Raw genomic sequence first — 22,421 nt, 5'->3', positions numbered from 1 at the left:
GAGCTAGTATCGATGGTAACGAATAAGAGAAACAATAAAAGTAGAGACGTAATTCATCAATTGATGGATTACGTCTCTACTTTTTTACATAATTTTGGTTACAAGCTTAACTTATCAAATTCTTTAGTTGTTCTTTTTATTATCGTTGTTTTTATTGTTATTGTTGTTGTTATTATTTGTAGTGGCACGTGGAGCAAGATTTCCCCAGTAAGAAGCGTAATTGCTGTCTGTTCCACCGATTCCAAATTTATAGGTACTTTGTGGTGCACCATCTTTGGCATAGTATGAAGTCGTTGTTTTGCCAGGTGTATTGAACTTGGCACCATTATAGGTAATTGAGCCAGGTTTTTCACCAGTAAATTCAGAAACTTTTGATTTAATAACACTTGGGTCTAATTCAAATTTTTGACCAATGCCAAACAATTCTGGATTCGCATAGTACAGCGCGTTGGCTAAGTTCGCCATATAATTCCCATTATTGTCGCCGCTGGTCATCGTCATTGGCGCTGGTAGATCATGTCCTGCCCAAGAACTTAGTGTCACAGTTGGGGTAGAGACAATCAGCCATGAATCTTTATAGTCATCAGTTGTCCCAGTTTTTCCGACCCAATCAGCACTAGCTAAATGAGGATTCAAGCCAGCTAACGTTGGTTTGAATTTTGTTGTATTCGCAGAATCCACCACTGAACGTAACAAGTCATTCATAATAGAAGCGGTCGCCGGTGAATAAACTTGCGTTCCTTCATCTTTGTGTTCGTAGACCACATGTCCGCTATTGTCTGTAATTTTTTCAATAATGTAGGCTTTTTGATATTTGCCTTTGTTAGCAAGTGCTTGGAAACCGTTTGTTTGAGTTACAACATTTGTTTCTACTGGACCCAATGGCGCAGATTCGTAAGCCCAAGCATCTGAAGCTGGATAGTTCATTTTACTTAAGTAGTGATTGTAAGAAAAATTATCATCACCTTTTTTCTTTTTCAATTCTTCATTTACATGATACACAGGGATGTTAAAAGACCAGTTTAACGCATTTCGAACGGTTACAAATTGATTTAAATCCACAGTTGTTGAGTTAGCAAAAGGAGTACCATCTGAATAAGTAGTCGTGTAGTTGGCCAAACGACTTTCAGAACCAATGATTCCTTGATCAATTGCAGGACCATAGACAGAAATTGGTTTAATCGTAGAACCAACTTGACGATCGGCATTAAAGGCATGGTTGTTTTGATTAATATCGAAGTTTCTGCCGCCGATAAAACCGAGGATACGACCAGTAGCGTTATCCATTAAAATATTCCCAGTTTCAATCATTGTATTCCCATTGACATCTGCAGTTCCATCATCAAGCAAATAACCATAATTTGCGACAGCGGTTTGCATCGTGTTGTAAATATTCTGATCAATGGTCGATTGGATTGTATAGCCTTGCGACTGGATTTCGCGACGTGCTTGTTCTTCATATTGATCTAAACCAACTTGATCTAAATCATCACGATTAACTTTAGCTTTTTTCATATCTAAATCCATGACAATCTCAACTGCTTTATCTAACACCGTATAGTATAGATAGCCTTCTGTATTGACATTGGCCTGTTCAGTTGGTAAAAAGTCTTTTTTCAAGTCGTAAGCTTTGGCTTCTTCATATTCCTTTTGCGAAATAGCTTTTTCTCGGTACATACTGAAAAGAACAAAATCTTTTCTCTTCATTCCTAAAGACAAATCGTCTTTCAAGGCACCAGTGTTAGTATAGGGCGTGTAAACAATGGGACTTTGGGGAAGTCCTGCGATAAAGGCCGCTTGAGGAAGATTCAAGTCCTTGGCACTTTTACCAAAGAGTCCTTTGGCTGCTTCTTCCACGCCTGCAATATTTTCACCTTTGTTATTACGACCAAAAGGGGAGACATTTAGATAAGTTGTCACGATTTCGTCCTTAGAAAAGTATTTTTCAATACGTAAAGCTAATAAAATTTCGTTGGCTTTCCGTTTAAAGGTCGTTTCATCAGTTAAAATCTGTTGCTTGACTAATTGCTGAGTCAATGTTGAACCACCAGAAGAACCGCCGATACCTGTCGCATCAGAAATCAACGCTCGAACTAGCGCTTTTGGTACTACCCCATGATGTTCTTCAAAATATTCATCTTCTGTTGAAATAATGGCTTTTTTTAGCAATGGAGACATTTGATCGCCATTAATTCGTGTCCGAATTAAATCTGATTTGATGTTAGCAATCGGGGTACCGTCTGCGTAAGTCATTTTTGACACTTCGGTAATATCACTGATTTCTTTTTGCAATTCTTCCTTCGTTGGGGGCTGTGTATCTTCAACTAGAAAAGCAAAATAGCCCATTCCGATACCTAAGCCAAGAGAGCCACCTAAGACAATCAGAATAACCCCAAAAACCACTAATGACTGAAAAACGCGAATAATGACATTTAAAATAAGTAAAAAGACATTGCCGCCAGAAGAGGTCGTTGGTTTTTGCTTATTGTTACTTGAATTATTTTTCAAAAGCTTCACCTCAATAAAATGATACATTCTGTGTTATTATAGCAAAAAAAAGCTTCTATGAATAGTTTCTACACCAATTGCCATTTTTTGTTGAAAAAACTTAAGAGAAAATAGGTAAATCTCATTTTTTGACTTTTCAAGTGTGACAGAATCGGTTACTATGAATAGGGGAATTTGATCTATTATTATGTTTTACTATAGGAGGAAAATCATGAATTCAGCTTTTTTTGAAGAATTAAAAGCCCGTGGGTTGGTCTACCAAGTCACAGATGAAGAAGCCTTACAAAAACAATTAAATGAAGAATCTGTTAAATTATATATCGGCTTTGATCCAACGGCAGACAGTTTACACATCGGGCATCTACTGCCAATTCTCATGTTACGTCGTTTCCAACAAAATGGTCATGTGCCCATTGCTTTAGTTGGTGGCGGAACAGGCATGATTGGTGATCCATCATTCAAAGATGCAGAACGTAGTTTAAACACACTTGATACAGTGAAAGCTTGGTCTGAAAGTATTAAGGGCCAGTTGTCACGTTTTATCGATTTTGAAGATGAAAAAAATCCAGCGATTCTAGCAAATAACTATGATTGGCTTGGAGAGCTTTCATTAATTGATTTCTTACGTGATGTTGGAAAAAACTTTACAATTAACTATATGATGAGTAAAGAAAGCGTGAAACGCCGAATCGAAACAGGAATTTCTTATACTGAATTTGCGTATCAATTATTACAAGCGTATGATTTCTTGAAATTGTACGAAACAGAAGGCTGTTTATTGCAATTAGGCGGCAGTGATCAATGGGGGAACATTACTTCAGGGATTGAATTATTACGCCGAGAACAAGAAGTTCAAGGATTCGGCTTAACCATGCCTTTAATTACAAAAGCAGATGGTACCAAATTTGGTAAAACAGAAGGAAACGCAGTTTGGCTAGATGCGGAAAAAACTTCGCCATATGAATTTTATCAATTCTGGATTAACACAGATGATCGTGATGTCGTGAAATTCTTGAAATACTTTACTTTCTTAACATTGGATGAAATTGCAACAATTGAAGAAGAATTTACAGCGAATCCAGGTCAACGTGCTGCGCAAAAAGCGTTAGCCAAAGAAGTGACTACTTTAGTCCACGGTGAAGCAGCCTATCATCAAGCGGTTAAAATTTCAGAAGTGTTATTCAGCGGGGATATCCAAAGCTTAACAGCAGAAGAAATTAAACAAGGCTTTAAAGATGTACCAACGTACGAGGTGCAACCAGAGGATCAATTAAGTTTAGTCGATTTATTAGTTACCTCAAAAATAGAACCATCCAAACGTCAAGCCCGTGAAGATGTTCAAAATGGAGCGATTTACGTCAATGGAGAACGTAAACAAGATTTAGCAGCTGAATTGACAGAAACTGATAAAATCGAAGGACAATTTACTGTGATTCGTCGCGGGAAGAAAAAATATTTCTTGTTAAAATACTAAAACACTGTGAACTTCAATCTTATACGGTTTATAAATTAAAAATAATAGTTAACAGTTAATACTAGCTTAATATTTTGCTTTAGGAAGACTTGTTTACCTTAATGTAAGCAAGTCTTTTTATAAAGTTTTGCTTATAGTACTAGAATCAATAGTCACCAACATTATCTTGAACGGTTTATTATATAAAAATACCGACCAAGTTTCTCTGGTCGGTATTCTGTCTAATTTTTAAGTCTCACTACAGATAGCCAATCCTTACTTGTATAATATTACTGTATGGAAACCTTCCATAGATCCTGACAGACCTTGATTTTGTAGTGAATCAATTTTTATATCAACAATTTCATAACCATCTAACTGCATAGAAGATATTATTTCATCAATTTGCGTAGTGTATTTGTCCTCACAGCCAAAATTTTGATTAATCCATTTACTAAAACTATTTACCATAACTAGATGAGTTAAACCATCTTTAGGTTTTAAAAATTTTTTTATTTCTTTTTGATAAATAGATTCTGCAGCACTTTTTTGTCCTTTTGTAAACATTCCCACTCTATTTCACCACCTTTCCAGTAAAATTATTATTGCTAATATATTTATTGCTTCAAGCTTTTTGTGAATGTCCAAAGTGTTAATCACTAATAAAGTTAGACTATTATTCCTCTCTATGGTGATTCATTAAGGAAAAGTATTGGTTAAAGCATATAGACGATAAAGATAGTATATCAATGTTCACAAAAGTCTACAATAAAAATTCAAATTTGTTATAGACTATATTAGAAAAGTAATGGGTGGGTATTGTTGTATCAACAATAAGGAGGACTGTAAGAAAAGTCCTTTGTCAAGATAGTATTGAAATAAAAAGCTGAAAATCAAAAGGACAAATGTTACAAAAAACTCTTTTTTACTATTGGGCATATTCAATTACAGATAACTTGTGCTATGCTAGAATAAAAAGTGCAGTCGCTATAAGGAGTAGGTTATGAAATCAATTGTCGAAAAGTTAAACTTAACGAAGTATCAGCACCCAGTTATTTTAAATAGACCACAGGCAGAGTATCTATCTGAATTTGCTTCAGCCGCGCAGCAATTACCCTCAGAACCAGTTGAGCTGATTTTTGCATTTGTGAAAACGATGGCGGAATTTCAAGAGATTGTTTCAATGGTGATTGAAGGTCAACATTTAGTAGAAAATGGGTTGTTATATGTGGCTTATCCGAAAAAAGGCAATAAAATGTATCCAACCTTTGTCCACCGAGATGAAATTTTTCCAACATTACAAGTAAACGAGGCAGATGGGTATATTAAAGGATCAACCTTAAAATTTAATCGCATGGTTAGTTTAGATGAGACTTTTACGGTTGTCGGCATGAAGAATGTTCTTAAAAAGCCAGCGAAGAATCAGACCAGTTCTGCTGTTGGGGATTATGTTCAATATTTACCAGAAATTGAAGCGTTGGTACAAACAGAACCAGCTGCTGCAGCGACATTCGCTGCATTAACGCCTGGTTATCAAAAAGAGTGGGCGCGGTATGTATTTAGTGCAAAGCGAGCGGAGACACGGAAAAAGCGGCAAACTGAGATGTTAGCCATTTTAAAAGAAGGCTATAAAACCAAAGCCCTTTATCAGCAAAGGAAGAAATAATGGGGCAGTCAATTGAAACAGTTACAGCATACATCGAAACAGTTGAACCAAACTGGCGAATTGCTTATCAGCAAGTATTAGATGTCGTTTCGAAAAATTTGCCAGCAGGATTTGAATTAAAGATGCAATATGGCATGCCAACCTTTGTTGTGCCGCTTTCAGTATTTCCAGAAGGCTATCTCAACCGTGGTGATGAACCGTTACCATTTATCAGCTTAGGCGCTACTAAAAGGCAAGTAGCTTTATATCACATGGGATTAATGGGAAATGAAGCCGTCCGAAGTTGGTTTCAAGAAGCCTATCAGGAACAAGTGTCAACAAAGCTAAACATGGGGAAAAGTTGTCTTCGCTTCACTAATCCTAAGCGAATACCCTATGAACTAATTGGCGAATTAGTAACAAAAATCACGCTTGAAGAATGGCTGCAACAGTATCAACACTACCAAAAGAAAAAGAAGAATTATTAGGAGGAACCACATGTTATTAGGATCACACGTTAGTATGAGTGGCAAGAAAATGCTATTAGGCTCTGCCGAGGAAGCGGCTAGTTATGGCTCAACAACCTTTATGATTTATACAGGTGCGCCACAAAACACGCGCCGGAAACCGATTGAAGAAATGAATATTGAAGCTGGGCATGCTTTTATGAAGGAACACAATTTAAGTAATATCGTCGTTCATGCCCCGTATATTATTAATTTAGGTAATACAATTAAAACGGAAAATTTCGGTTTTGCCGTAGACTTTTTGCATCAAGAAATTGAGCGAGCACAAGCGTTGGGAGCAACGCAAATCACGTTACATCCAGGTGCGCATGTTGGTGCAGGTCCAGAAGCCGGCATCAAACAAATTGTTAAAGGTCTAAACGAAGTCTTGTGGAAAGAGCAAATCCCTCAAATCGCTTTAGAAACAATGGCTGGTAAAGGAACCGAAATTGGCCGTACGTTTGATGAACTAGCTGCGATTATTGACGGAGTTACGCTAAATGATAAACTTTCTGTCACTCTGGATACTTGCCACATTAATGATGCAGGTTATAATGTAAAAGATGATTTTGATGGCGTATTAGTTGAATTTGATAAAATTATCGGATTGGATCGTTTAAAAGTTATTCATGTGAATGATTCTAAAAATCCTATGGGCTCACATAAAGATCGTCATGCCAATATTGGCTTTGGCACTATTGGTTTTGAAGCTTTAAACGGTGTGGTTCACCATGAAAAATTAGCTGCTTTACCAAAAATTTTAGAAACACCTTATGTCGGAGAAGACAAAAAAAATAAAAAGGCCCCTTACGGCTTTGAAATTGCGATGTTAAAAAATCAAACATTTGATCCAGAATTATTAGAAAAAATTCAAGGACAAAACTAAAGCAACAATCGCTCTTAAAGGTCCTATTGACATTTAAGAGCGTATATTTTTGACTTTTAATCACTATTTTGCAAAAAAATCAGACTTTTTTCATTATTTAAGAGAAATCCCGCAAAAAGAACTTTTCTTTTTTTGCTATTTCTAGTAAAATAATTCATTGAGAGCAAAACTATACGGAGAGGAGAGAGTTTCAATGGCAACAGGTTGGGTAGTATTAATCGCAGTAATCGCTTTATTAGTAGGCGCTGCAGGGGGCTTTTTCCTTGCACGCAAATATATGCAAGATTATTTCAAAAAAAATCCTCCCGTTAATGAGGATATGTTACGCATGATGATGGCATCAATGGGTCAAAAACCGTCAGAGAAAAAGGTTAGACAAATGATGCAACAAATGAAAAACCAAGGAAAATAGTAAAGGTTATTCAGGTAATCATGAATAAGTGTAAAAACGGGCTGATTTTCAGTCCGTTTTTTTGTTGTTTTGCGGGAGAATAGGATAATCTAGGAGGAAAAGAGCGAAACGTTTAATCAAAAACAACAATAACGAAGAAACCTTCTAGCTCGAAAGTAGTCTTCGTAGAACAACAAAGTAAAAGGAGGGACAACTGAATGTCCATATTCAAAAAATTAGGCTGGTTTTTTAAGCAAGAGAAAAAAAGTTATATTATTGGGGTTTTCTCATTAATGATGGTCGCTCTTGTTCAATTAGTCCCGCCCAAAGTTATTGGCGTCGTTGTAGATGAAATCGTTAACAAAGAAATTCGCTTAACGAAAATTATCGTGTGGGTTGCACTCTTGATTGGTGCTGGGCTTGCCCAATATCTTTTTCGATATATTTGGCGGATGCATATTTGGGGGAGTGCCGCTCGTTTGGAAAAAGAGCTACGGACTCAATTATTTCATCATTTCACAAAAATGGATAGCATCTTTTATCAGAAATATCGGACAGGTGACTTGATGGCGCATGCAACCAATGATTTAAATGCCATCCAAAATGTGGCTGGAGCTGGGATTTTAACATTTGCTGACTCTGTGATTACGGGAGGAACAACGATTATCGCAATGGTTCTATTTGTCGATTGGCGCTTAACATTAATTGCTTTATTACCGCTGCCTTTATTAGCGGTCACCTCACGAGTTCTAGGTTCTAAGTTGCATGATGCCTTTCGAGATTCACAAGCTGCTTTTTCAGCGATTAATGATAAAACACAAGAAAGTATCACTGGAATTAAAGTCATTAAAACATTTGGGCAAGAAAAAGAAGATCTTGCTGATTTTACAGAGAAAATTGATGATGCTATCGTCAAAAATAAACGAACGAACTTTTTAGATGCACTATTTGATCCGTTTATTACGCTGATTATTGGTGTTTCTTATGTTTTGACAATTATTATTGGTGGTCGTTTCATCATGGAAGGAACGATTAGTTTAGGTCAGTTGGTCTCTTTCATTGCCTATATTGGGATGCTAGTTTGGCCAATGTTTGCGATTGGGCGCTTATTTAATGTGTTAGAACGTGGGAATGCTAGTTACGATCGTGTGAACGAATTATTACATGAAAAAACGCATATTATCGAACGAAAAGATGCCATCAAAACAATGGCGCAAGGGACAATTTCAATGAAGATTGATTCTTTTTCTTATCCAAAAGAAGAGACGGTGGCTTTGGAAAATATCCAATTTTCGTTGCAAGAAGGAGAAACCTTGGGGATTGTTGGCAAAACAGGCGCTGGTAAAACCACTATTTTGAAATTGTTGATGCGTGAATATGACCAATACCAAGGAACGATTTTCTTTGGAAAACATAACATTAAAAATTACACATTAGATGCATTGATGGGTGCAATGGGGTACGTGCCACAGGACCATTTTCTCTTTTCCATGACGGTACGAGATAACATTCGTTTTGCTAAACCAGACTTGGAACAAGCAGCAGTTGAACAAGCGGCAGCATTAGCATTTATTAACCAAGAAATTAAAGCATTCCCTGAAGGCTATGACACAATGGTTGGGGAACGTGGCGTTTCGCTTTCTGGAGGACAAAAACAACGGATTTCTATTGCACGGGCCTTGATTGTTGAACCAGAATTGTTAATTTTAGACGATGCCTTATCTGCAGTCGATGCGAAGACTGAAGAGGCGATTTTATCAAATCTAAAAGAAACGCGCCAAGAAAAAACCACTATTATTACAGCGCATCGTTTAAGTAGTGTCATGCATGCAAAAGAAATCTTAGTGTTGGATGAAGGGGAAATTATTGAACGGGGGACGCATCAGGAGTTACTGGCTCAGAAGGGTTGGTATCAGCGGATGTGGGAAAAACAGCAATTAGAAGCGAAAATTGAAGGGAATGAGAGTTAATGGAAGAAAAGTATCAATCCGAATGGTCCAGAGAATTACCGTTGAAAGAACAATTAACGATTGTTCAGCGTTTGTTTCGTTTTGCCAAACCGTTTCGGCGCATGTTTTACACAGCTATTCTCTTTGCGTTTGGCTTATCAATTATCAATATTCTTTTGCCTAGAGTCATTCAAGTTTTTATGGATAATTATTTAACGCCTAAAACTGCTACAATGCAAGTGATTCTAACTTTTGCTGCTATTTATTTTTTTGGTGTCATTGTCAAAAGTATTGTTTGGTTTTTCCAATGGTATTTGTATTCGATGGCTTCTTTAAAAACGTATCAATATATACGAGTGAAATTATTTGAAAAATTACACACTTTAGGTATGCGTTATTTTGATCAAACACCAGCGGGTTCGACGGTGTCTCGTGTTACAAATGACACAGAAACATTGTTTGAATTCTGGTATGTATTCTTAATGGTGATTACAGGAATTTTTGCCGTAATCTCGTCATTTTTTGCAATGTTTCAACTCAGTCCAGAAATTTCATTTTATTGTCTAATTTTCTTGCCAATTTTATTAGTTGTAATTTGGTATTACCAAAAATTTAGTTCAAAATTATATCGCAGTATGCGGGAAAAATTAAGTCAATTAAACACCAAACTAAATGAATACATCTCTGGTATGCAAATCATTCAACAATTTCGCCAAGAAAAGCGTTTGGAAAACGAATTTGAGGAAACCAATGATGATTATTTAAAAACACGAGTAGCAATGATTCGTATGAATTCATTATTATTAAGTCCCATCATTAATTTGTTGTATACATTGGCGATTGCATTGGCCTTAACTATGTTTGGCATCGATGCTTTACATTCTCCTGTTGAAGCGGGGATGATTTATGCTTTTGTAACGTATGTCCAAGCTTTTTTTAATCCGATGACACAAATGATGGACTTCCTAAGTATCTTCACAGATGGGATTGTCGCAGGTAGCCGTATTTTAAAAATTATGGATACGGAAGAATTAACGCCGCAACAATCAGTAGGTGCGAATGGGGAAATTATTCGCGGGAAAATTGAATTTCGCAATGTTACTTTTTCTTATGACGGCAAAAATGAAGTATTGAAAAATATTAGCTTTGTCGCAAATCCCGGGGAAACCGTCGCTTTAGTCGGTCATACAGGAAGTGGTAAAAGTTCAATTATTAATGTACTCATGCGTTTCTATGAATTTTATGAAGGGCAGATTTTAATTGATGATCGTGATATTCGTGATTTTCCCATGACAGAATTACGGGAAAAGATGGGCTTGGTATTACAGGACGCTTTCATGTTTTATGGAGATATTGCTGGAAATATCCGTTTACTGAATCCCAATATTACAGATGAACAAATTAAACAGGCTGCGGAATTTGTTCAGGCGGATAAATTTATTCACACGTTACCCAATACCTATCATGCGAAAGTCATTGAACGAGGAGCGAGTTATTCTAGCGGACAACGTCAATTAATTTCGTTTGCACGAACGATTGTGACTGATCCCAAAATTTTAGTTTTAGATGAAGCAACTGCTAATATTGATACAGAAACAGAAGGATTGATTCAAGAAGGATTAGCCAAAATGCGTCAAGGGAGAACGACAATTGCGATTGCGCATCGCCTTTCGACGATTCGTGATGCAAACTTGATTTTAGTTTTAGACAAAGGGCAGATTGTAGAACGAGGAACGCACGAAACGTTACTGGCAGAAGGTGGCCTTTATGCGGATATGTATCAGTTACAAAGTACGGAAGTTTAACGTAACAACAGAAAGAGTTAAATAACCCAAACAAAGGCATTTAGTGTTAGGAAATTCCTAATTCTAGGTGTCTTTGTAGCTCTTTAAATTGCAAAAAAGAAGAGAAATGGTATGATATGAAGAGAGAAAAATAAACGAGGAAGTTAGGTGGAACTGTGAAGCCAGTTATAGTCAAACATGTGCGAATAGGTGAAGGCAATCCCAAAATTGTGGTGCCCATTGTTGCTCGAACAGCCGAGGATATTTTGGCCGAAGCAACGGCGAGCCAAACACTAGATTGTGATTTGGTGGAATGGCGTTTAGACTATTATGAAAATGTCGCTGATTTTTCCGATGTATGTAATCTTTCACAACAAGTAATGGAACGGTTGGGGCAAAAACCGTTATTGTTAACTTTTCGTACACAAAAAGAAGGCGGCGAAATGGCTTTTTCTGAGGAAAATTATTTTGCTTTGTATCATGAATTAGTGAAAAAGGGTGCGTTGGATTTATTAGATATTGAATTATTTGCGAATCCGCTGGCGGCAGATACGTTAATTCACGAAGCTAAAAAGGCGGGGATTAAAATTGTTCTCTGTAATCACGACTTTCAGAAAACACCGTCGCAAGAGGAGATTGTCGCGCGGTTACGCCAAATGCAAATGCGTCAGGCGGATATTTGTAAAATAGCTGTGATGCCACAAGATGCGACAGATGTACTTACGTTACTTTCAGCAACCAATGAAATGTACACCCATTATGCATCCGTCCCAATCGTTACTATGTCAATGGGACAGTTAGGGATGATTAGTCGCGTAACAGGTCAACTGTTCGGGTCGGCACTAACTTTTGGCTCAGCCCAGCAAGCGTCTGCACCAGGCCAACTATCCGTACAAGTATTAAGAAATTATTTAAAGACATTCGAACAAAACAAGTGATTCAGAAGGTGAAAAAAGTGGCAAAGAAAAAAACACAACAAAAAACGAATGCGATGCGCATGGTAGAACAACATAAAGTACCATATAAAGAATATGAATTCGCTTGGAGTGAAGATCATTTAAGTGCAGAAAGTGTCGCTGAAAGTTTAGGTATTGACAAAGGACGAATTTTTAAAACCTTGGTTACAGTAGGTAATAAAACAGGTCCAGTCGTGGCTGTCATTCCTGGTAATCAAGAATTAGATTTGAAAAAATTAGCGAAAGCTAGTGGCAACAAAAAGGTAGAAATGCTTCACTTAAAAGATTTAGAAGCAACCACAGGCTATATTCGTGGGGGCTGTTCCCCAATTGGGATGAAAAAACAATTTCCCACCTATTTGGCTGAAGAAGCTCAACAATATTCTGCAATTATTGTTTCTGCAGGCAAACGTGGCATGCAAATTGAATTAGCGCCTGAAGCAATCCTTTCGCTAACCAATGGACAATTTGCGGGAATAACGACAGAAGAATAAGTGGTTATAAGAAGAGGTTGAGACAGAACCGTTTATCTGTTTTTAAGCGTGGAGCAAAAAACACTAGGGATTTTTGCTCCACGCTTAACTATCAAATTAATAAAGGAAAAGCATTGACTAATCTGTGCTACTTTTTATTGGGATAAAATTTTTGTAATGCTTGCCGTGCGAGCATATCGGCCGCTTTGTTTTGACTTTCAGGTAGCCATTTGATTAAGAGCAAAGGGAAATTCTTTTCTAGTTGTTGATATTCTGCTAAATAAGGCTGGTACTTTTCATTTTTAGCATAGTTTTTTTCAATTGTTTGGACAACAATTTTACTATCTGAGTGGAGAAGAACGGTTTGTTGATTGTCTTCATTGGCAATCGCTTGTTTTAAAGCTTCAATCAGCACTTTAAATTCGGCTTCGTGATTACTAACAATGCCTAAAGGCACATGCAATTGTTGCCGCGATTGGTCGGTGAGGTAAACGATACCGCCGCCAGATTCACCTGGATTGCCTTTTGTTGCAGCATCTACATAAATTCTTAACATAAAATTACTCCTAATTTCTTTTTGTTCTTAAAAAAAGTATGTTACTATTATAACATATTTAAATTTAGCGGCGTTGATCCAGAAGTAGTGAGGGCACTTTATGAAAAAACAGAAATTCTATTGGCAGCCAGAATTAGCATCAACAATTATTTACTGGTCTTGCACATTTTGTATATTATTTATTAGTTTAATTTTAGCATTGGAAAATAATGGTCCTTACTTGATTAGTAATCTGGTGATGGTTCCATTTTTTGTGTTTGCTTATCTAGGAATTGCGCGGTCTTTTAACATGACAGAAACATCTTTAATTGTCAGAGATGTTTTATGGTTTCGCAAAAAAGCACTTCCGCTTTCTCAGATAGAAAAAGTAACCTACAATGAAAAAAGCATCGAAATTTTTTCCTCAGAATTTAAGGAAGGCTCAAAAGTCTTTTTAATGAAAAAGAAAACGATTCCGTTATTTCTTGAGGCACTTAAGATAAAAAAGCCTGAATTGAAGGTAGCAGAAGATCATTCTTTGGGCCTTCATAAAAAAGAAGAAAAAAACAAGAGTGAGTCATAAGTCGAAACGACTGGTGACCCACTCTCAAAATCTTAAAATAATCAGCTGAAACAAACGCTACGTTTACTTACTTTTTGGAGCAAAGCGTTGTTGGTTCAGCTTTTTTAGTTATCTATTTTTTTGACATGTGCTGCTTGTAGCCCACGATTGCCTTCCATTATCTCGAACTCTACAGATTGATTCTCATCAAGTGATTTGAATCCGTCACCTTCTATAGCAGTGAAGTGGACAAAAATCTCATCTTCTTCGTTGTAAACGATAAAACCATAGCCTTTTCTGTTATCGAACCATTTGACAATTCCTTTTTGCATCCAATTCACGCTCCTTTTAGATTTGTAAAGACACTTTCATTATACGAGAAAAGGCTACCAAACGTCAATGGTTGGGTTGTTTAAAAAAGGTTATTCTAGCCATTCTATTCAATACAAGCTATAATTTAAAAGAAACAATGTGTCACAAAGACGATAAAGAATTGAAAAGGGGTCCGTTATGAAGACAGATATTAACATTGCACAAGCAGCAACATTAAAACCTATTCAAGAGATTGCCGAAACAATCGGTCTTTCAGAAGATTCGCTAGAACTTTATGGGAAATACAAAGCGAAAATAGATTTTCCAACGCTTCAATCCTTAGAAGCGCAACCAGAAGGTAAATTAATCCTCGTTACGTCGATTAATCCAACGCCAGCAGGAGAAGGAAAGTCAACCGTGACCATTGGTTTAGGAGATGCATTAAATCAAATCAATAAAAAAACCGTTATTGCCCTAAGAGAACCATCATTAGGTCCTGTGATGGGGATTAAAGGTGGCGCAACAGGTGGCGGTTACGCACAAGTATTACCAATGGAAGAAATCAATTTGCATTTTACTGGTGATATGCATGCGATTACGACAGCCAATAATGCCTTAGCTGCGTTACTAGATAATCATTTACAGCAAGGAAATGGATTAAAGATTGATTCTCGACGGGTGATTTGGAAACGGGCAGTGGATCTAAATGATCGTGCGCTCAGACAGGTCGTTGTTGGTTTAGGCGGTCCTTTCCAAGGTGTACCAAGAGAAGACGGTTTCGATATTACTGTGGCAAGCGAAATTATGGCGATTCTTTGTTTAGCGCAAAATTTAACGGACTTAAAAGAACGCTTAAGTCGGATTATTGTCGCCTATAATGACCAAAGAGAGCCGGTGACGGTTAAAGATTTAAACGTGGCAGGTGCCCTGACTTTATTATTAAAAGACGCCTTAAAACCTAATTTAGTTCAAACGATTGAAGGAACTCCAGCTTTTGTTCACGGTGGTCCTTTTGCCAATATCGCTCATGGATGTAACAGTATTTTAGCGACAAAAACGGCTTTGCATCTAGGGGATTATGTTGTAACAGAAGCAGGTTTTGGTGGCGACTTAGGTGGCGAAAAATTTTTAGATATTAAAGTACCTTCTTTAGGAAAAGCACCCGATGCCGTTGTGATTGTGGCAACGATTCGCGCGTTGAAAATGCATGGCGGTTTGGCGAAAGATCAGTTAGCAGAAGAAAATTTACCAGCGTTACAAAAAGGCTTTGCCAACTTAGAAAAACATATTCAAAACATGCAACGTTATGATGTACCAGTAGTTGTTGCAATTAATGAGTTTACACAGGATACAGAGAAGGAAATTCAACTGTTGAAAGAAGCCTGCCAAGCGTTAGGCGTGCCCGTCGAGTTAACAAGTGTTTGGGCGCAAGGTGGCGCAGGTGGCACGAATCTAGCGAAAACAGTGGTAGCAGAGATTGAAGCCAATACAAAGCAGTTTCAACCTTTGTATAACCCTCGCCAAACAATTGAAGAAAAAATTCAAGCCATTGTACAAACGATTTACGGCGGGGAACAGGCGATTTTTTCTCCGAAAGCACAAAAGCAAATTGCAGACTTTACAAAAAATGGTTGGGATCAATTACCAATTTGCATGGCGAAGACACAGTATTCACTTTCTGACGATCCTCAAAAATTAGGACGGCCAGAAGGATTTACGATTACGATTCGTGAACTAGTTCCAAAAATCGGTGCGGGGTTTATCGTGGCGTTAACGGGTGACATTTTAACGATGCCTGGCTTGCCGAAAGTTCCTGCTGCGTTAAATATGGATGTGGACGAAACGGGTCAAGCGAGAGGTCTCTTTTAAAGCCGCTCTTTCCTGAGACCTATTTTTAGTATATACTTGAAAGTAGCTCAATAAAAAATAATGACGGAAATTTATTGCGTAGTTTATTATAAGGAGCAACGACTATGGGGGAACGAGCAGATACATTTTTAGCACACTTTAATCGCATTGAAAAGTGGATGAGAGAGAGACTGAACAATCCTGTCAATATGGGATTCAGTGAAATGACAAGACGTCTTTCCCGAAAAGAAAAAGGACAGATTGCTCAATTTGAAGAGGATTTGCTTCAAATGGCTCAGTTAAGAAATGCCATCGTTCATGAGCGAATTGCTGATGATTTTGTAATTGCAGAGCCAAACGAATGGGCAGTTCAACGAATTGAAACGATTGAACAAGCTTTAACAAAACCAGAAAAAGTAGTGCCTAAATTTGCGAAACGTGTTACAGCTTTTGAAATCATCACTTCTTTAGAAACGTTATTAACGATTATTGCAAAAAAACAATATTCTCAATTTCCGATTTATGAAAAAGGTGTATTTAAAGGATTAATCACGGTTCGAGGGATTGGTGTATGGTTTGCCATTGAGAGCACCAAAGGCGAAGTTCACATTGCCAACCGAACGGTGCGAGAATTGTTGGCATCAAATTATAAACGCAGCAACTATCAATTTGTTTCAATTGAAGCAACCGTTTTTGAAGTTGAACAAATGTTTCGGGAGCAGCCACGCTTAGAAGCTGTGCTTATTAGTAAAAGTGGCCATCCTAACGGTGAGTTAGTAGGCATTGTTCGACCAAGAGATTTAGCAAGTATTCATAGAGAAAAGGAATGACGCGATTGTTAGTAGTATATTTTTTAATCAGTGCCTTATTAGTAGGGCTTGACCAATGGAGCAAATATTTGACGGTCCAAAACATTTCTTTGGGTGAAACAAAAGAATTCATTCCTGGATTTTTGTCTCTGACCCATTTAAGAAATACCGGAGCTGCTTGGAGCTTATTAGAAGGAAAGATGATATTCTTTTATGTCATCACAGTAATTGTTAGTGTCGTGATTATTTATTTATTAATTAAGAATTATAAAAAAAGTGTCTGGTATTCTGTAGGTTTGTCTTTTGTCTTAGCAGGTGCCATTGGGAATTTTATTGATCGTGTACGTTTAGGCTACGTGGTGGACATGCTCCAAACGGATTTTATGAACTTTCCTATTTTTAATGTTGCAGATAGTACGTTAGTGGTCGGCGTTATTTGTATATTTATTTATTTGATTTTAGATGAAAAAGCAGCAAAGGAAGGCAAAAATGGAACAAATTAACGTAACGATTCAAACAGAAAAAGGCCGGATTGACAAAGTATTAAGTGAACATTTACCCAATCATTCCCGCTCGCAAATTCAACAATGGTTAAAAGAAAAACACGTAACAGTTAACGGTGAAACGGTCCGCGCAAATTACAAAGTTACAGCAGGCGATGAAATTGTTGTAACAATTCCTGAACCAGAAGTTCTAGATATGGTAGCAGAGGATATTCCTTTGACCATTGTTTATGAAGACAATGATGTGATTGTCGTCAACAAACCTCAAGGCATGGTTGTTCATCCTTCGGCAGGGCATCCCAATGGTACATTAGTGAACGCGTTACTTCATCATGCGGATCACTTATCGGCGATTAATGATGTGGTGCGACCCGGAATTGTTCATCGAATTGATAAAGATACTTCGGGGCTATTGATGGTGGCTAAAAATGATCAAGCCCATGAATCATTAGCGAAACAGCTAAAAGAAAAAACATCGTTACGCAAATACGTCGCCTTGGTCCACGGTGTTATTCCTCACGATAAGGGAGAGATAAATGCGCCTATTGGTCGTTCCAAGGTTGACCGCAAAATGCAAGCGGTCATTGAAGGCGGTAAAGAAGCAGTCACGCATTTTACTGTTTTAGAGCGTTTTGATGCATTTACCTTAGTTGAATTACAACTAGAAACAGGCCGGACACATCAAATCCGTGTTCACATGAAATATATCGGTTATCCATTAGCTGGAGATCCGTTATATGGACCGAAAAAAACATTGCCTGGCAATGGACAATTTTTACATGCGAAGTTATTAGGCTTTACACATCCTACTACAGGTGAACAATTAGTCTTTGAAGCACCTTTACCAGAAGTTTTTGAAAAAACTTTACACCAATTAAGAAATAATCATTGATTTTTTTCTGAAGAAGAGGTAAACTCTTTTTTAAGAAGAAAAATAACTAAATAACTGTAACCTTTAAGTTTAGTCCCGTGAGGCTAAGAAGGAATCATGCAAAAGAACACTAGGTGCGCTTAGTTAGTAAGTTGTGTGGGCTACATGGTACCCTTGTACCTTTTTAAACTGTAACCAACATCCTCCTATCCTCATACGGGTAGGAGGATTTTTTGTTGGAAAAAATAACAGGACAATTTCAATAAAAATCCACTTATTTTTCAGCTGCTCAATTGAAGGAAGAATCGCTGACCCCAAGACAGCGAGGACGTAGATAAAAAAGAAATGAGGAGGAAATTATTATGCCAAAGAAAGAAGTTGTTGACGCAGTCACAATGAAACGAGCGCTTACTCGAATCTCGTATGAAATTATTGAAAGAAACAAAGGAATTCAAGACATTGTTTTAGTAGGAATTAAAACGCGTGGGATATACATTGCACAACGTCTAGCCGAACGCTTAAAACAATTAGAAGATATTGACGTGCCAGTTGGTGAATTAGATATTACTTTGTATCGTGATGATGTGAAAGATATGGAGGAACCTGAATTACATTCTTCTGACGTACCAGTCTCAATTGAAGGTAAAGAAGTTATTTTAGTGGATGATGTCTTGTACACGGGCCGGACCATTCGTGCTGCGATGGACGCTGTTATGGATTTAGGTCGTCCAAGAAAAATCTCTTTAGCAGTCTTAGTAGATCGTGGGCATCGGGAACTACCGATTCGTGCCGATTATGTAGGGAAAAATATTCCAACATCAAAAACTGAGGAAATTATTGTGGAAATGGAAGAGCGTGACGGCGCAGATCGTATTATGATCAGTAAAGGAAACGAATAAAAAGGAGTGAACAACGTTGTCAGAAAAAGAATTTCGAAATGAGGATGCAGTCTTAGATATTAAAGACAGACCGCAAGCTTTTCACTGGGTTGGCCTAAGTTTACAACATTTATTTACGATGTTTGGTGCAACGGTTTTAGTACCAATCTTAGTAGGAATTGACCCAGGGATTGCGTTAGTCAGTTCAGGATTAGGAACAATGGTCTATCTGATTACTACAAAAGGAAAAATCCCCGCTTATCTTGGCAGTAGCTTTGCTTTTATTGCAGCGATGCAGATGTTAATGAAGAGTGATGGTTATCCAGCCATTGCCCAAGGTGCTATGACAACCGGCTTGGTATACCTAATCGTTTCATTAATCATTAAAAAAATTGGTTCCGACTGGTTGGATAAAATTTTACCGCCTATCGTTGTAGGACCTGTCGTGATGGTTATCGGTTTAGGCTTGGCAGCTAATGCCGCAAATAACGCAATGTATAACAACAACGTTTATGATTTTAAATATATTGCCGTAGCCTTAATTACTTTAGGCTTAACCATTTTTTACAACATGTTTTTCAAAGGCTTCCTAGGATTAATTCCAATTCTTTTGGGAATTGTTAGTGGGTACCTAGTCGCTTTAGCTTTCGGAATTATTGACTTAACCCCTATTAAAGAAGCTGCTTGGTTTGCTTTACCGAATTTTGAAGTACCTTTTGTTCAATATGAACCGAAATTGTATTTAAATGCCATTACAACAATGGCACCAATTGCTTTTGTAACAATGACAGAACATATTGGTCATTTAATGGTCTTGAATAAATTAACCAAGCGCAACTTTTTCCAAGACCCAGGCTTATCTAAAACTTTAATGGGAGATGGCTTAGCGCAAATTGTAGCAGGTTTTGTTGGTGGACCACCAGTTACAAGTTATGGTGAAAATATCGGCGTGCTGGCAATTACAAGAGTACACAGTGTCTTCGTGATTGGTGGAGCCGCGGTGTTCGCTGTAGCTTTAGGATTTGTTGGAAAATTAAGTGCCTTGATTCTAAGTATCCCAGGACCAGTTATTTCAGGAATTAGTTTCGTCTTGTTCGGTGTGATTGCCGCAAGTGGTTTGAAAATCTTAATCGATAATAAGATTAATTTTGATAAGAAAAAGAATTTATTGATTGCTTCAGTAATTTTAGTCATCGGCATTGGTGGCTTAGTCTTCAAAGTAGGAACCTTTGAATTGTCTTCAATGGCATTAGCAACCGTCTTAGGAATTGTTTTGAATTTAATTTTACCGGAAAACGCACGTAGCGAAGAACAGTAGGAGGACTGGACGAATGATTATTACATCTGAACGAATTAGTTTAAAACATCTTTTAACTGCTGAGGCCTTAACCGACCGTGAAGTCATGGGGTTAATCCGTCGCGCAGGAGAATTTAAACAGGGGGCAAAATGGCACCCGGAAGAACGTCAATATTTTGCAACAAACTTGTTTTTTGAAAATAGTACTCGAACACATAAAAGTTTTGAGGTAGCTGAGAAAAAATTAGGCTTAGAAGTGATTGAGTTTGAAGCAAGTAGAAGTTCTGTTCAAAAAGGAGAAACGTTATACGACACAGTACTAACGATGTCGGCAATTGGTGTAGATGTAGCAGTCATTCGTCATGGTAAAGAAAATTATTACGATGAATTGATTCAAAGTAAAACGATTCAATGTTCTATTATTAACGGTGGGGACGGGAGTGGACAACACCCTACACAATGTTTATTGGATCTGATGACCATTTATGAAGAATTTGGTGGATTTGAAGGCTTGAAAGTGGCGATTGTGGGAGATATTACACATTCTCGCGTTGCTAAATCAAATATGCAGTTATTAAACCGTTTAGGCGCTGAAATTTATTTTTCAGGTCCAGAAGAGTGGTATGATCATCAGTTTGATGTCTATGGACAATATGTGCCGCTAGATGAAATTGTTGAAAAAGTCGATGTGATGATGTTGCTTCGCGTGCAGCACGAACGTCATGATGGTAAGGAAAGTTTTTCAAAAGAAGGCTATCATTTGGAATATGGTTTAACCAACGAACGGGCAACTCGTTTACAGAAACACGCAATTATTATGCATCCAGCGCCAGTCAATCGGGATGTTGAACTGGCAGATGAATTAGTGGAAAGTCTGCAATCAAGAATCGTCGCGCAAATGAGTAACGGAGTCTTTATGCGCATGGCAATTTTGGAAGCAATTTTACATGGAAAGGCCTAGGTGGAGAAATGAAGACGTTAATTAAGAATGGAAAAATCATCAAAAAAGAGAATCAATTGATTGAGGCAGCACTTTGGCTAGAAAATGGTGTGATTCACGCAATCGGGGAATCGTTTGACGAAGCAGATTTTGAGCAAGTGTTTGATGCGAACGGGCAACTAATCACGCCAGGCTTGGTGGATGTGCATGTTCACTTTAGAGAACCAGGCTTTACGTATAAAGAAACGATTAAAACGGGTAGTAAAGCTGCTGCTCGCGGTGGTTTTACTACGGTTTGCGCAATGCCCAATTTGAATCCAGTACCAGATACGGCTGAAAAATTAAGTGAGGTTTACGACTTAATTCAAAAAGATGCAGTCGTGAAAGTTTTACAATATGCCCCCATTACAGAAGAGCTACGGAGTGAAGTTTTAACCAATCAGAAGGCCTTAAAAGAAGCGGGCGCCTTTGCATTTACGAATGATGGTGTTGGTGTCCAGACGGCAGGAACGATGTACTTAGCCATGAAAGAAGCGGCTGCATTAAATATGGCACTTGTTGCGCACACGGAAGATGAATCTTTATTATTTGGTGGTGTGATGCATGAAGGAGAAGTTTCTAAGAAATTAGGCCTACCAGGGATTTTAAGTGCAACGGAAGCTTCACAAATTGCTCGGGATATTACTTTAGCAAAAGAAACAGGCGTTCATTATCATGTTTGTCATGTTTCAACAGAAGAAAGCGTGCGCGTTATTCGAGATGCTAAAAAAGCAGGGATTCACGTAACAGCCGAAGTTTCGCCACACCATTTAATTTTAGTCGATGAGGATATTCCTGGTGACGAAGGGTTTTGGAAAATGAACCCGCCATTACGTGGTTTAGCAGATCGACAAGCATTGATTGACGGCTTGTTAGATGGCACGATTGACTGTATTGCTACCGACCATGCGCCCCATGGTTTAGAAGAAAAACAACAATCATTTTTAAACGCACCTTTTGGTATTGTCGGTAGTGAAACGGCCTTCCAATTGATTTATACGAACTTTGTCGAAACAGGCATTTTCACATTAGAACAAGTGATTGATTGGATGGCAGTGAAACCGGCAGAAATTTTTGGATTAAACGCAGGAACACTAACAATTGGTGCACCAGCAGATATTGCAGTTTTTGACTTAGCAACAGCTGCACCAATTGATGCAGAAGCATTTGAATCAATGGCTGTCAATACACCATTTACAGGGTGGACAGTCAAAGGAAAGACACTTATGACATTTGTTGACGGAGCATTAGCTTGGTCGGAGGAGGCGCAGTAGGT

General features: G+C 37.8%; 22 protein-coding genes. 18 read left to right on the top strand and 4 right to left on the bottom strand.

Annotated elements, in window-relative coordinates:
• Window positions 1–123 precede the first annotated feature (123 nt).
• Window positions 124–2,535 (bottom strand): transglycosylase domain-containing protein, encoded by a 2,412-nt coding sequence (locus tag IGK70_RS07785; protein ID WP_071981462.1) that lies wholly within the window; start codon window positions 2,533–2,535, stop codon window positions 124–126.
• Window positions 2,536–2,719: 184 nt separating this feature from the next.
• Between IGK70_RS07785 and tyrS the strand changes: the two genes are divergently transcribed.
• Window positions 2,720–3,982 (top strand): tyrosine--tRNA ligase, encoded by a 1,263-nt coding sequence (gene tyrS, locus IGK70_RS07780; protein ID WP_071981461.1) that lies wholly within the window; start codon window positions 2,720–2,722, stop codon window positions 3,980–3,982.
• A gap of 255 nt (window positions 3,983–4,237) precedes the next feature.
• Here tyrS and IGK70_RS07775 read toward each other — a convergent pair whose 3' ends face one another.
• On the bottom strand, window positions 4,238–4,528 hold the full coding sequence (locus IGK70_RS07775; protein ID WP_002393362.1) for a hypothetical protein: 291 nt from the start codon (window positions 4,526–4,528) through the stop codon (window positions 4,238–4,240).
• A gap of 436 nt (window positions 4,529–4,964) precedes the next feature.
• Between IGK70_RS07775 and IGK70_RS07770 the strand changes: the two genes are divergently transcribed.
• The 8 genes from IGK70_RS07770 to ybaK all read left to right on the top strand — a co-directional run bounded on the left by IGK70_RS07770 (window position 4,965) and on the right by ybaK (window position 12,572).
• Window positions 4,965–5,627, top strand: a complete 663-nt coding sequence (locus IGK70_RS07770; RefSeq protein ID WP_002381844.1) for a YdeI/OmpD-associated family protein — start codon at window positions 4,965–4,967, stop codon at window positions 5,625–5,627.
• The gene (locus IGK70_RS07765; RefSeq protein WP_071981460.1) at window positions 5,627–6,094 is read left to right on the top strand and encodes a DUF1801 domain-containing protein; all 468 of its coding nucleotides are present in this window, start codon (window positions 5,627–5,629) and stop codon (window positions 6,092–6,094) included. The genes IGK70_RS07770 and IGK70_RS07765 overlap by 1 nt, the downstream gene beginning before the upstream one ends.
• A gap of 10 nt (window positions 6,095–6,104) precedes the next feature.
• Window positions 6,105–6,998 carry a deoxyribonuclease IV gene (locus tag IGK70_RS07760; RefSeq protein ID WP_071981459.1) on the top strand — a complete coding sequence of 298 codons (894 nt, stop codon included), beginning with the start codon at window positions 6,105–6,107 and terminating at the stop codon, window positions 6,996–6,998.
• Between the two features lie 193 nt (window positions 6,999–7,191).
• Entirely contained in the window at window positions 7,192–7,410 is a 219-nt protein-coding gene (locus tag IGK70_RS07755) for a YneF family protein (RefSeq protein WP_002357397.1), read from the top strand.
• A gap of 197 nt (window positions 7,411–7,607) precedes the next feature.
• Complete coding sequence (locus IGK70_RS07750) at window positions 7,608–9,359, top strand: ABC transporter ATP-binding protein (protein ID WP_071981458.1); 1,752 nt, start codon at window positions 7,608–7,610, stop codon at window positions 9,357–9,359.
• Entirely contained in the window at window positions 9,359–11,143 is a 1,785-nt protein-coding gene (locus IGK70_RS07745; RefSeq protein WP_010777673.1) for an ABC transporter ATP-binding protein, read from the top strand. The genes IGK70_RS07750 and IGK70_RS07745 overlap by 1 nt, the downstream gene beginning before the upstream one ends.
• A 155-nt stretch (window positions 11,144–11,298) precedes the next feature.
• On the top strand, window positions 11,299–12,060 hold the full coding sequence (aroD, locus tag IGK70_RS07740) for a type I 3-dehydroquinate dehydratase (protein ID WP_071981456.1): 762 nt from the start codon (window positions 11,299–11,301) through the stop codon (window positions 12,058–12,060).
• Complete coding sequence (gene ybaK / locus IGK70_RS07735; protein ID WP_025186625.1) at window positions 12,057–12,572, top strand: Cys-tRNA(Pro) deacylase; 516 nt, start codon at window positions 12,057–12,059, stop codon at window positions 12,570–12,572. Before aroD ends, ybaK begins: the two co-directional genes overlap by 4 nt.
• Before the next feature lie 127 nt (window positions 12,573–12,699).
• Here the strand turns inward: ybaK and IGK70_RS07730 are convergent, their stop codons facing one another.
• On the bottom strand, window positions 12,700–13,107 hold the full coding sequence (locus IGK70_RS07730; RefSeq protein WP_002357402.1) for a ribonuclease HI family protein: 408 nt from the start codon (window positions 13,105–13,107) through the stop codon (window positions 12,700–12,702).
• Window positions 13,108–13,207: 100 nt separating this feature from the next.
• On the opposite strand from IGK70_RS07730, the gene IGK70_RS07725 reads away from it, so the two are divergent.
• Window positions 13,208–13,669 (top strand): EbsA family protein, encoded by a 462-nt coding sequence (locus tag IGK70_RS07725; RefSeq protein ID WP_002364050.1) that lies wholly within the window; start codon window positions 13,208–13,210, stop codon window positions 13,667–13,669.
• A gap of 104 nt (window positions 13,670–13,773) precedes the next feature.
• Here the strand turns inward: IGK70_RS07725 and IGK70_RS07720 are convergent, their stop codons facing one another.
• A complete protein-coding gene (locus tag IGK70_RS07720; RefSeq protein ID WP_002357404.1) occupies window positions 13,774–13,980 on the bottom strand; it encodes a cold-shock protein in 207 nt (68 codons plus the stop codon).
• Between the two features lie 178 nt (window positions 13,981–14,158).
• On the opposite strand from IGK70_RS07720, the gene IGK70_RS07715 reads away from it, so the two are divergent.
• The 8 genes from IGK70_RS07715 (at window position 14,159) to IGK70_RS07680 (ending at window position 22,419) form a co-directional block, all read left to right on the top strand.
• Complete coding sequence (locus IGK70_RS07715) at window positions 14,159–15,829, top strand: formate--tetrahydrofolate ligase (protein ID WP_438775207.1); 1,671 nt, start codon at window positions 14,159–14,161, stop codon at window positions 15,827–15,829.
• Window positions 15,830–15,933: 104 nt separating this feature from the next.
• Window positions 15,934–16,638, top strand: coding sequence for a CBS domain-containing protein (locus tag IGK70_RS07710; protein WP_071981454.1), 705 nt, complete (start codon window positions 15,934–15,936; stop codon window positions 16,636–16,638).
• A gap of 5 nt (window positions 16,639–16,643) precedes the next feature.
• Entirely contained in the window at window positions 16,644–17,120 is a 477-nt protein-coding gene (lspA, locus tag IGK70_RS07705; protein WP_002366774.1) for a signal peptidase II, read from the top strand.
• Window positions 17,107–18,012, top strand: coding sequence for an RluA family pseudouridine synthase (locus IGK70_RS07700; RefSeq protein ID WP_002371061.1), 906 nt, complete (start codon window positions 17,107–17,109; stop codon window positions 18,010–18,012). Before lspA ends, IGK70_RS07700 begins: the two co-directional genes overlap by 14 nt.
• Window positions 18,013–18,350: 338 nt before the next feature.
• Window positions 18,351–18,890: a bifunctional pyr operon transcriptional regulator/uracil phosphoribosyltransferase PyrR gene (gene pyrR / locus IGK70_RS07695; protein WP_301280621.1), complete on the top strand. Its 540-nt coding sequence runs from the start codon at window positions 18,351–18,353 to the stop codon at window positions 18,888–18,890.
• Between the two features lie 16 nt (window positions 18,891–18,906).
• On the top strand, window positions 18,907–20,187 hold the full coding sequence (locus tag IGK70_RS07690; RefSeq protein WP_002357410.1) for a solute carrier family 23 protein: 1,281 nt from the start codon (window positions 18,907–18,909) through the stop codon (window positions 20,185–20,187).
• Between the two features lie 13 nt (window positions 20,188–20,200).
• Window positions 20,201–21,127, top strand: a complete 927-nt coding sequence (locus IGK70_RS07685) for an aspartate carbamoyltransferase catalytic subunit (RefSeq protein WP_002357411.1) — start codon at window positions 20,201–20,203, stop codon at window positions 21,125–21,127.
• A gap of 8 nt (window positions 21,128–21,135) precedes the next feature.
• The gene (locus IGK70_RS07680; protein ID WP_002357412.1) at window positions 21,136–22,419 is read left to right on the top strand and encodes a dihydroorotase; all 1,284 of its coding nucleotides are present in this window, start codon (window positions 21,136–21,138) and stop codon (window positions 22,417–22,419) included.
• Window positions 22,420–22,421: the final 2 nt, after the last annotated feature.

It is taken from the genome of Enterococcus sp. DIV0358 (genome assembly GCF_051713465.1).
GTDB classification, from domain to species: domain Bacteria; phylum Bacillota; class Bacilli; order Lactobacillales; family Enterococcaceae; genus Enterococcus; species Enterococcus faecalis.
Note: the sequence above shows the minus strand (reverse complement) of the source record. Positions and strands in the feature narration are given on the sequence as shown.

Bases quoted from the DNA above. Each gene is read 5' to 3' on its own strand.
- IGK70_RS07765 (WP_071981460.1), top strand. From the start codon at position 5,627: ATGGGGCAGTCAATTGAAACAGTTACAGCATACATCGAAACAGTTGAA.
- IGK70_RS07770 (WP_002381844.1), top strand. From the start codon at position 4,965: ATGAAATCAATTGTCGAAAAGTTAAACTTAACGAAGTATCAGCACCCA.
- IGK70_RS07755 (WP_002357397.1), top strand. From the start codon at position 7,192: ATGGCAACAGGTTGGGTAGTATTAATCGCAGTAATCGCTTTATTAGTA.
- IGK70_RS07720 (WP_002357404.1), bottom strand. From the start codon at position 13,980: ATGCAAAAAGGAATTGTCAAATGGTTCGATAACAGAAAAGGCTATGGT.
- IGK70_RS07760 (WP_071981459.1), top strand. From the start codon at position 6,105: ATGTTATTAGGATCACACGTTAGTATGAGTGGCAAGAAAATGCTATTA.
- IGK70_RS07785 (WP_071981462.1), bottom strand. From the start codon at position 2,535: ATGTATCATTTTATTGAGGTGAAGCTTTTGAAAAATAATTCAAGTAAC.
- IGK70_RS07745 (WP_010777673.1), top strand. From the start codon at position 9,359: ATGGAAGAAAAGTATCAATCCGAATGGTCCAGAGAATTACCGTTGAAA.
- IGK70_RS07680 (WP_002357412.1), top strand. From the start codon at position 21,136: ATGAAGACGTTAATTAAGAATGGAAAAATCATCAAAAAAGAGAATCAA.
- IGK70_RS07715 (WP_438775207.1), top strand. From the start codon at position 14,159: ATGAAGACAGATATTAACATTGCACAAGCAGCAACATTAAAACCTATT.
- IGK70_RS07725 (WP_002364050.1), top strand. From the start codon at position 13,208: ATGAAAAAACAGAAATTCTATTGGCAGCCAGAATTAGCATCAACAATT.
- IGK70_RS07750 (WP_071981458.1), top strand. From the start codon at position 7,608: ATGTCCATATTCAAAAAATTAGGCTGGTTTTTTAAGCAAGAGAAAAAA.
- IGK70_RS07730 (WP_002357402.1), bottom strand. From the start codon at position 13,107: ATGTTAAGAATTTATGTAGATGCTGCAACAAAAGGCAATCCAGGTGAA.
- IGK70_RS07775 (WP_002393362.1), bottom strand. From the start codon at position 4,528: ATGTTTACAAAAGGACAAAAAAGTGCTGCAGAATCTATTTATCAAAAA.
- IGK70_RS07700 (WP_002371061.1), top strand. From the start codon at position 17,107: ATGGAACAAATTAACGTAACGATTCAAACAGAAAAAGGCCGGATTGAC.
- tyrS (WP_071981461.1), top strand. From the start codon at position 2,720: ATGAATTCAGCTTTTTTTGAAGAATTAAAAGCCCGTGGGTTGGTCTAC.
- IGK70_RS07685 (WP_002357411.1), top strand. From the start codon at position 20,201: ATGATTATTACATCTGAACGAATTAGTTTAAAACATCTTTTAACTGCT.
- IGK70_RS07710 (WP_071981454.1), top strand. From the start codon at position 15,934: ATGGGGGAACGAGCAGATACATTTTTAGCACACTTTAATCGCATTGAA.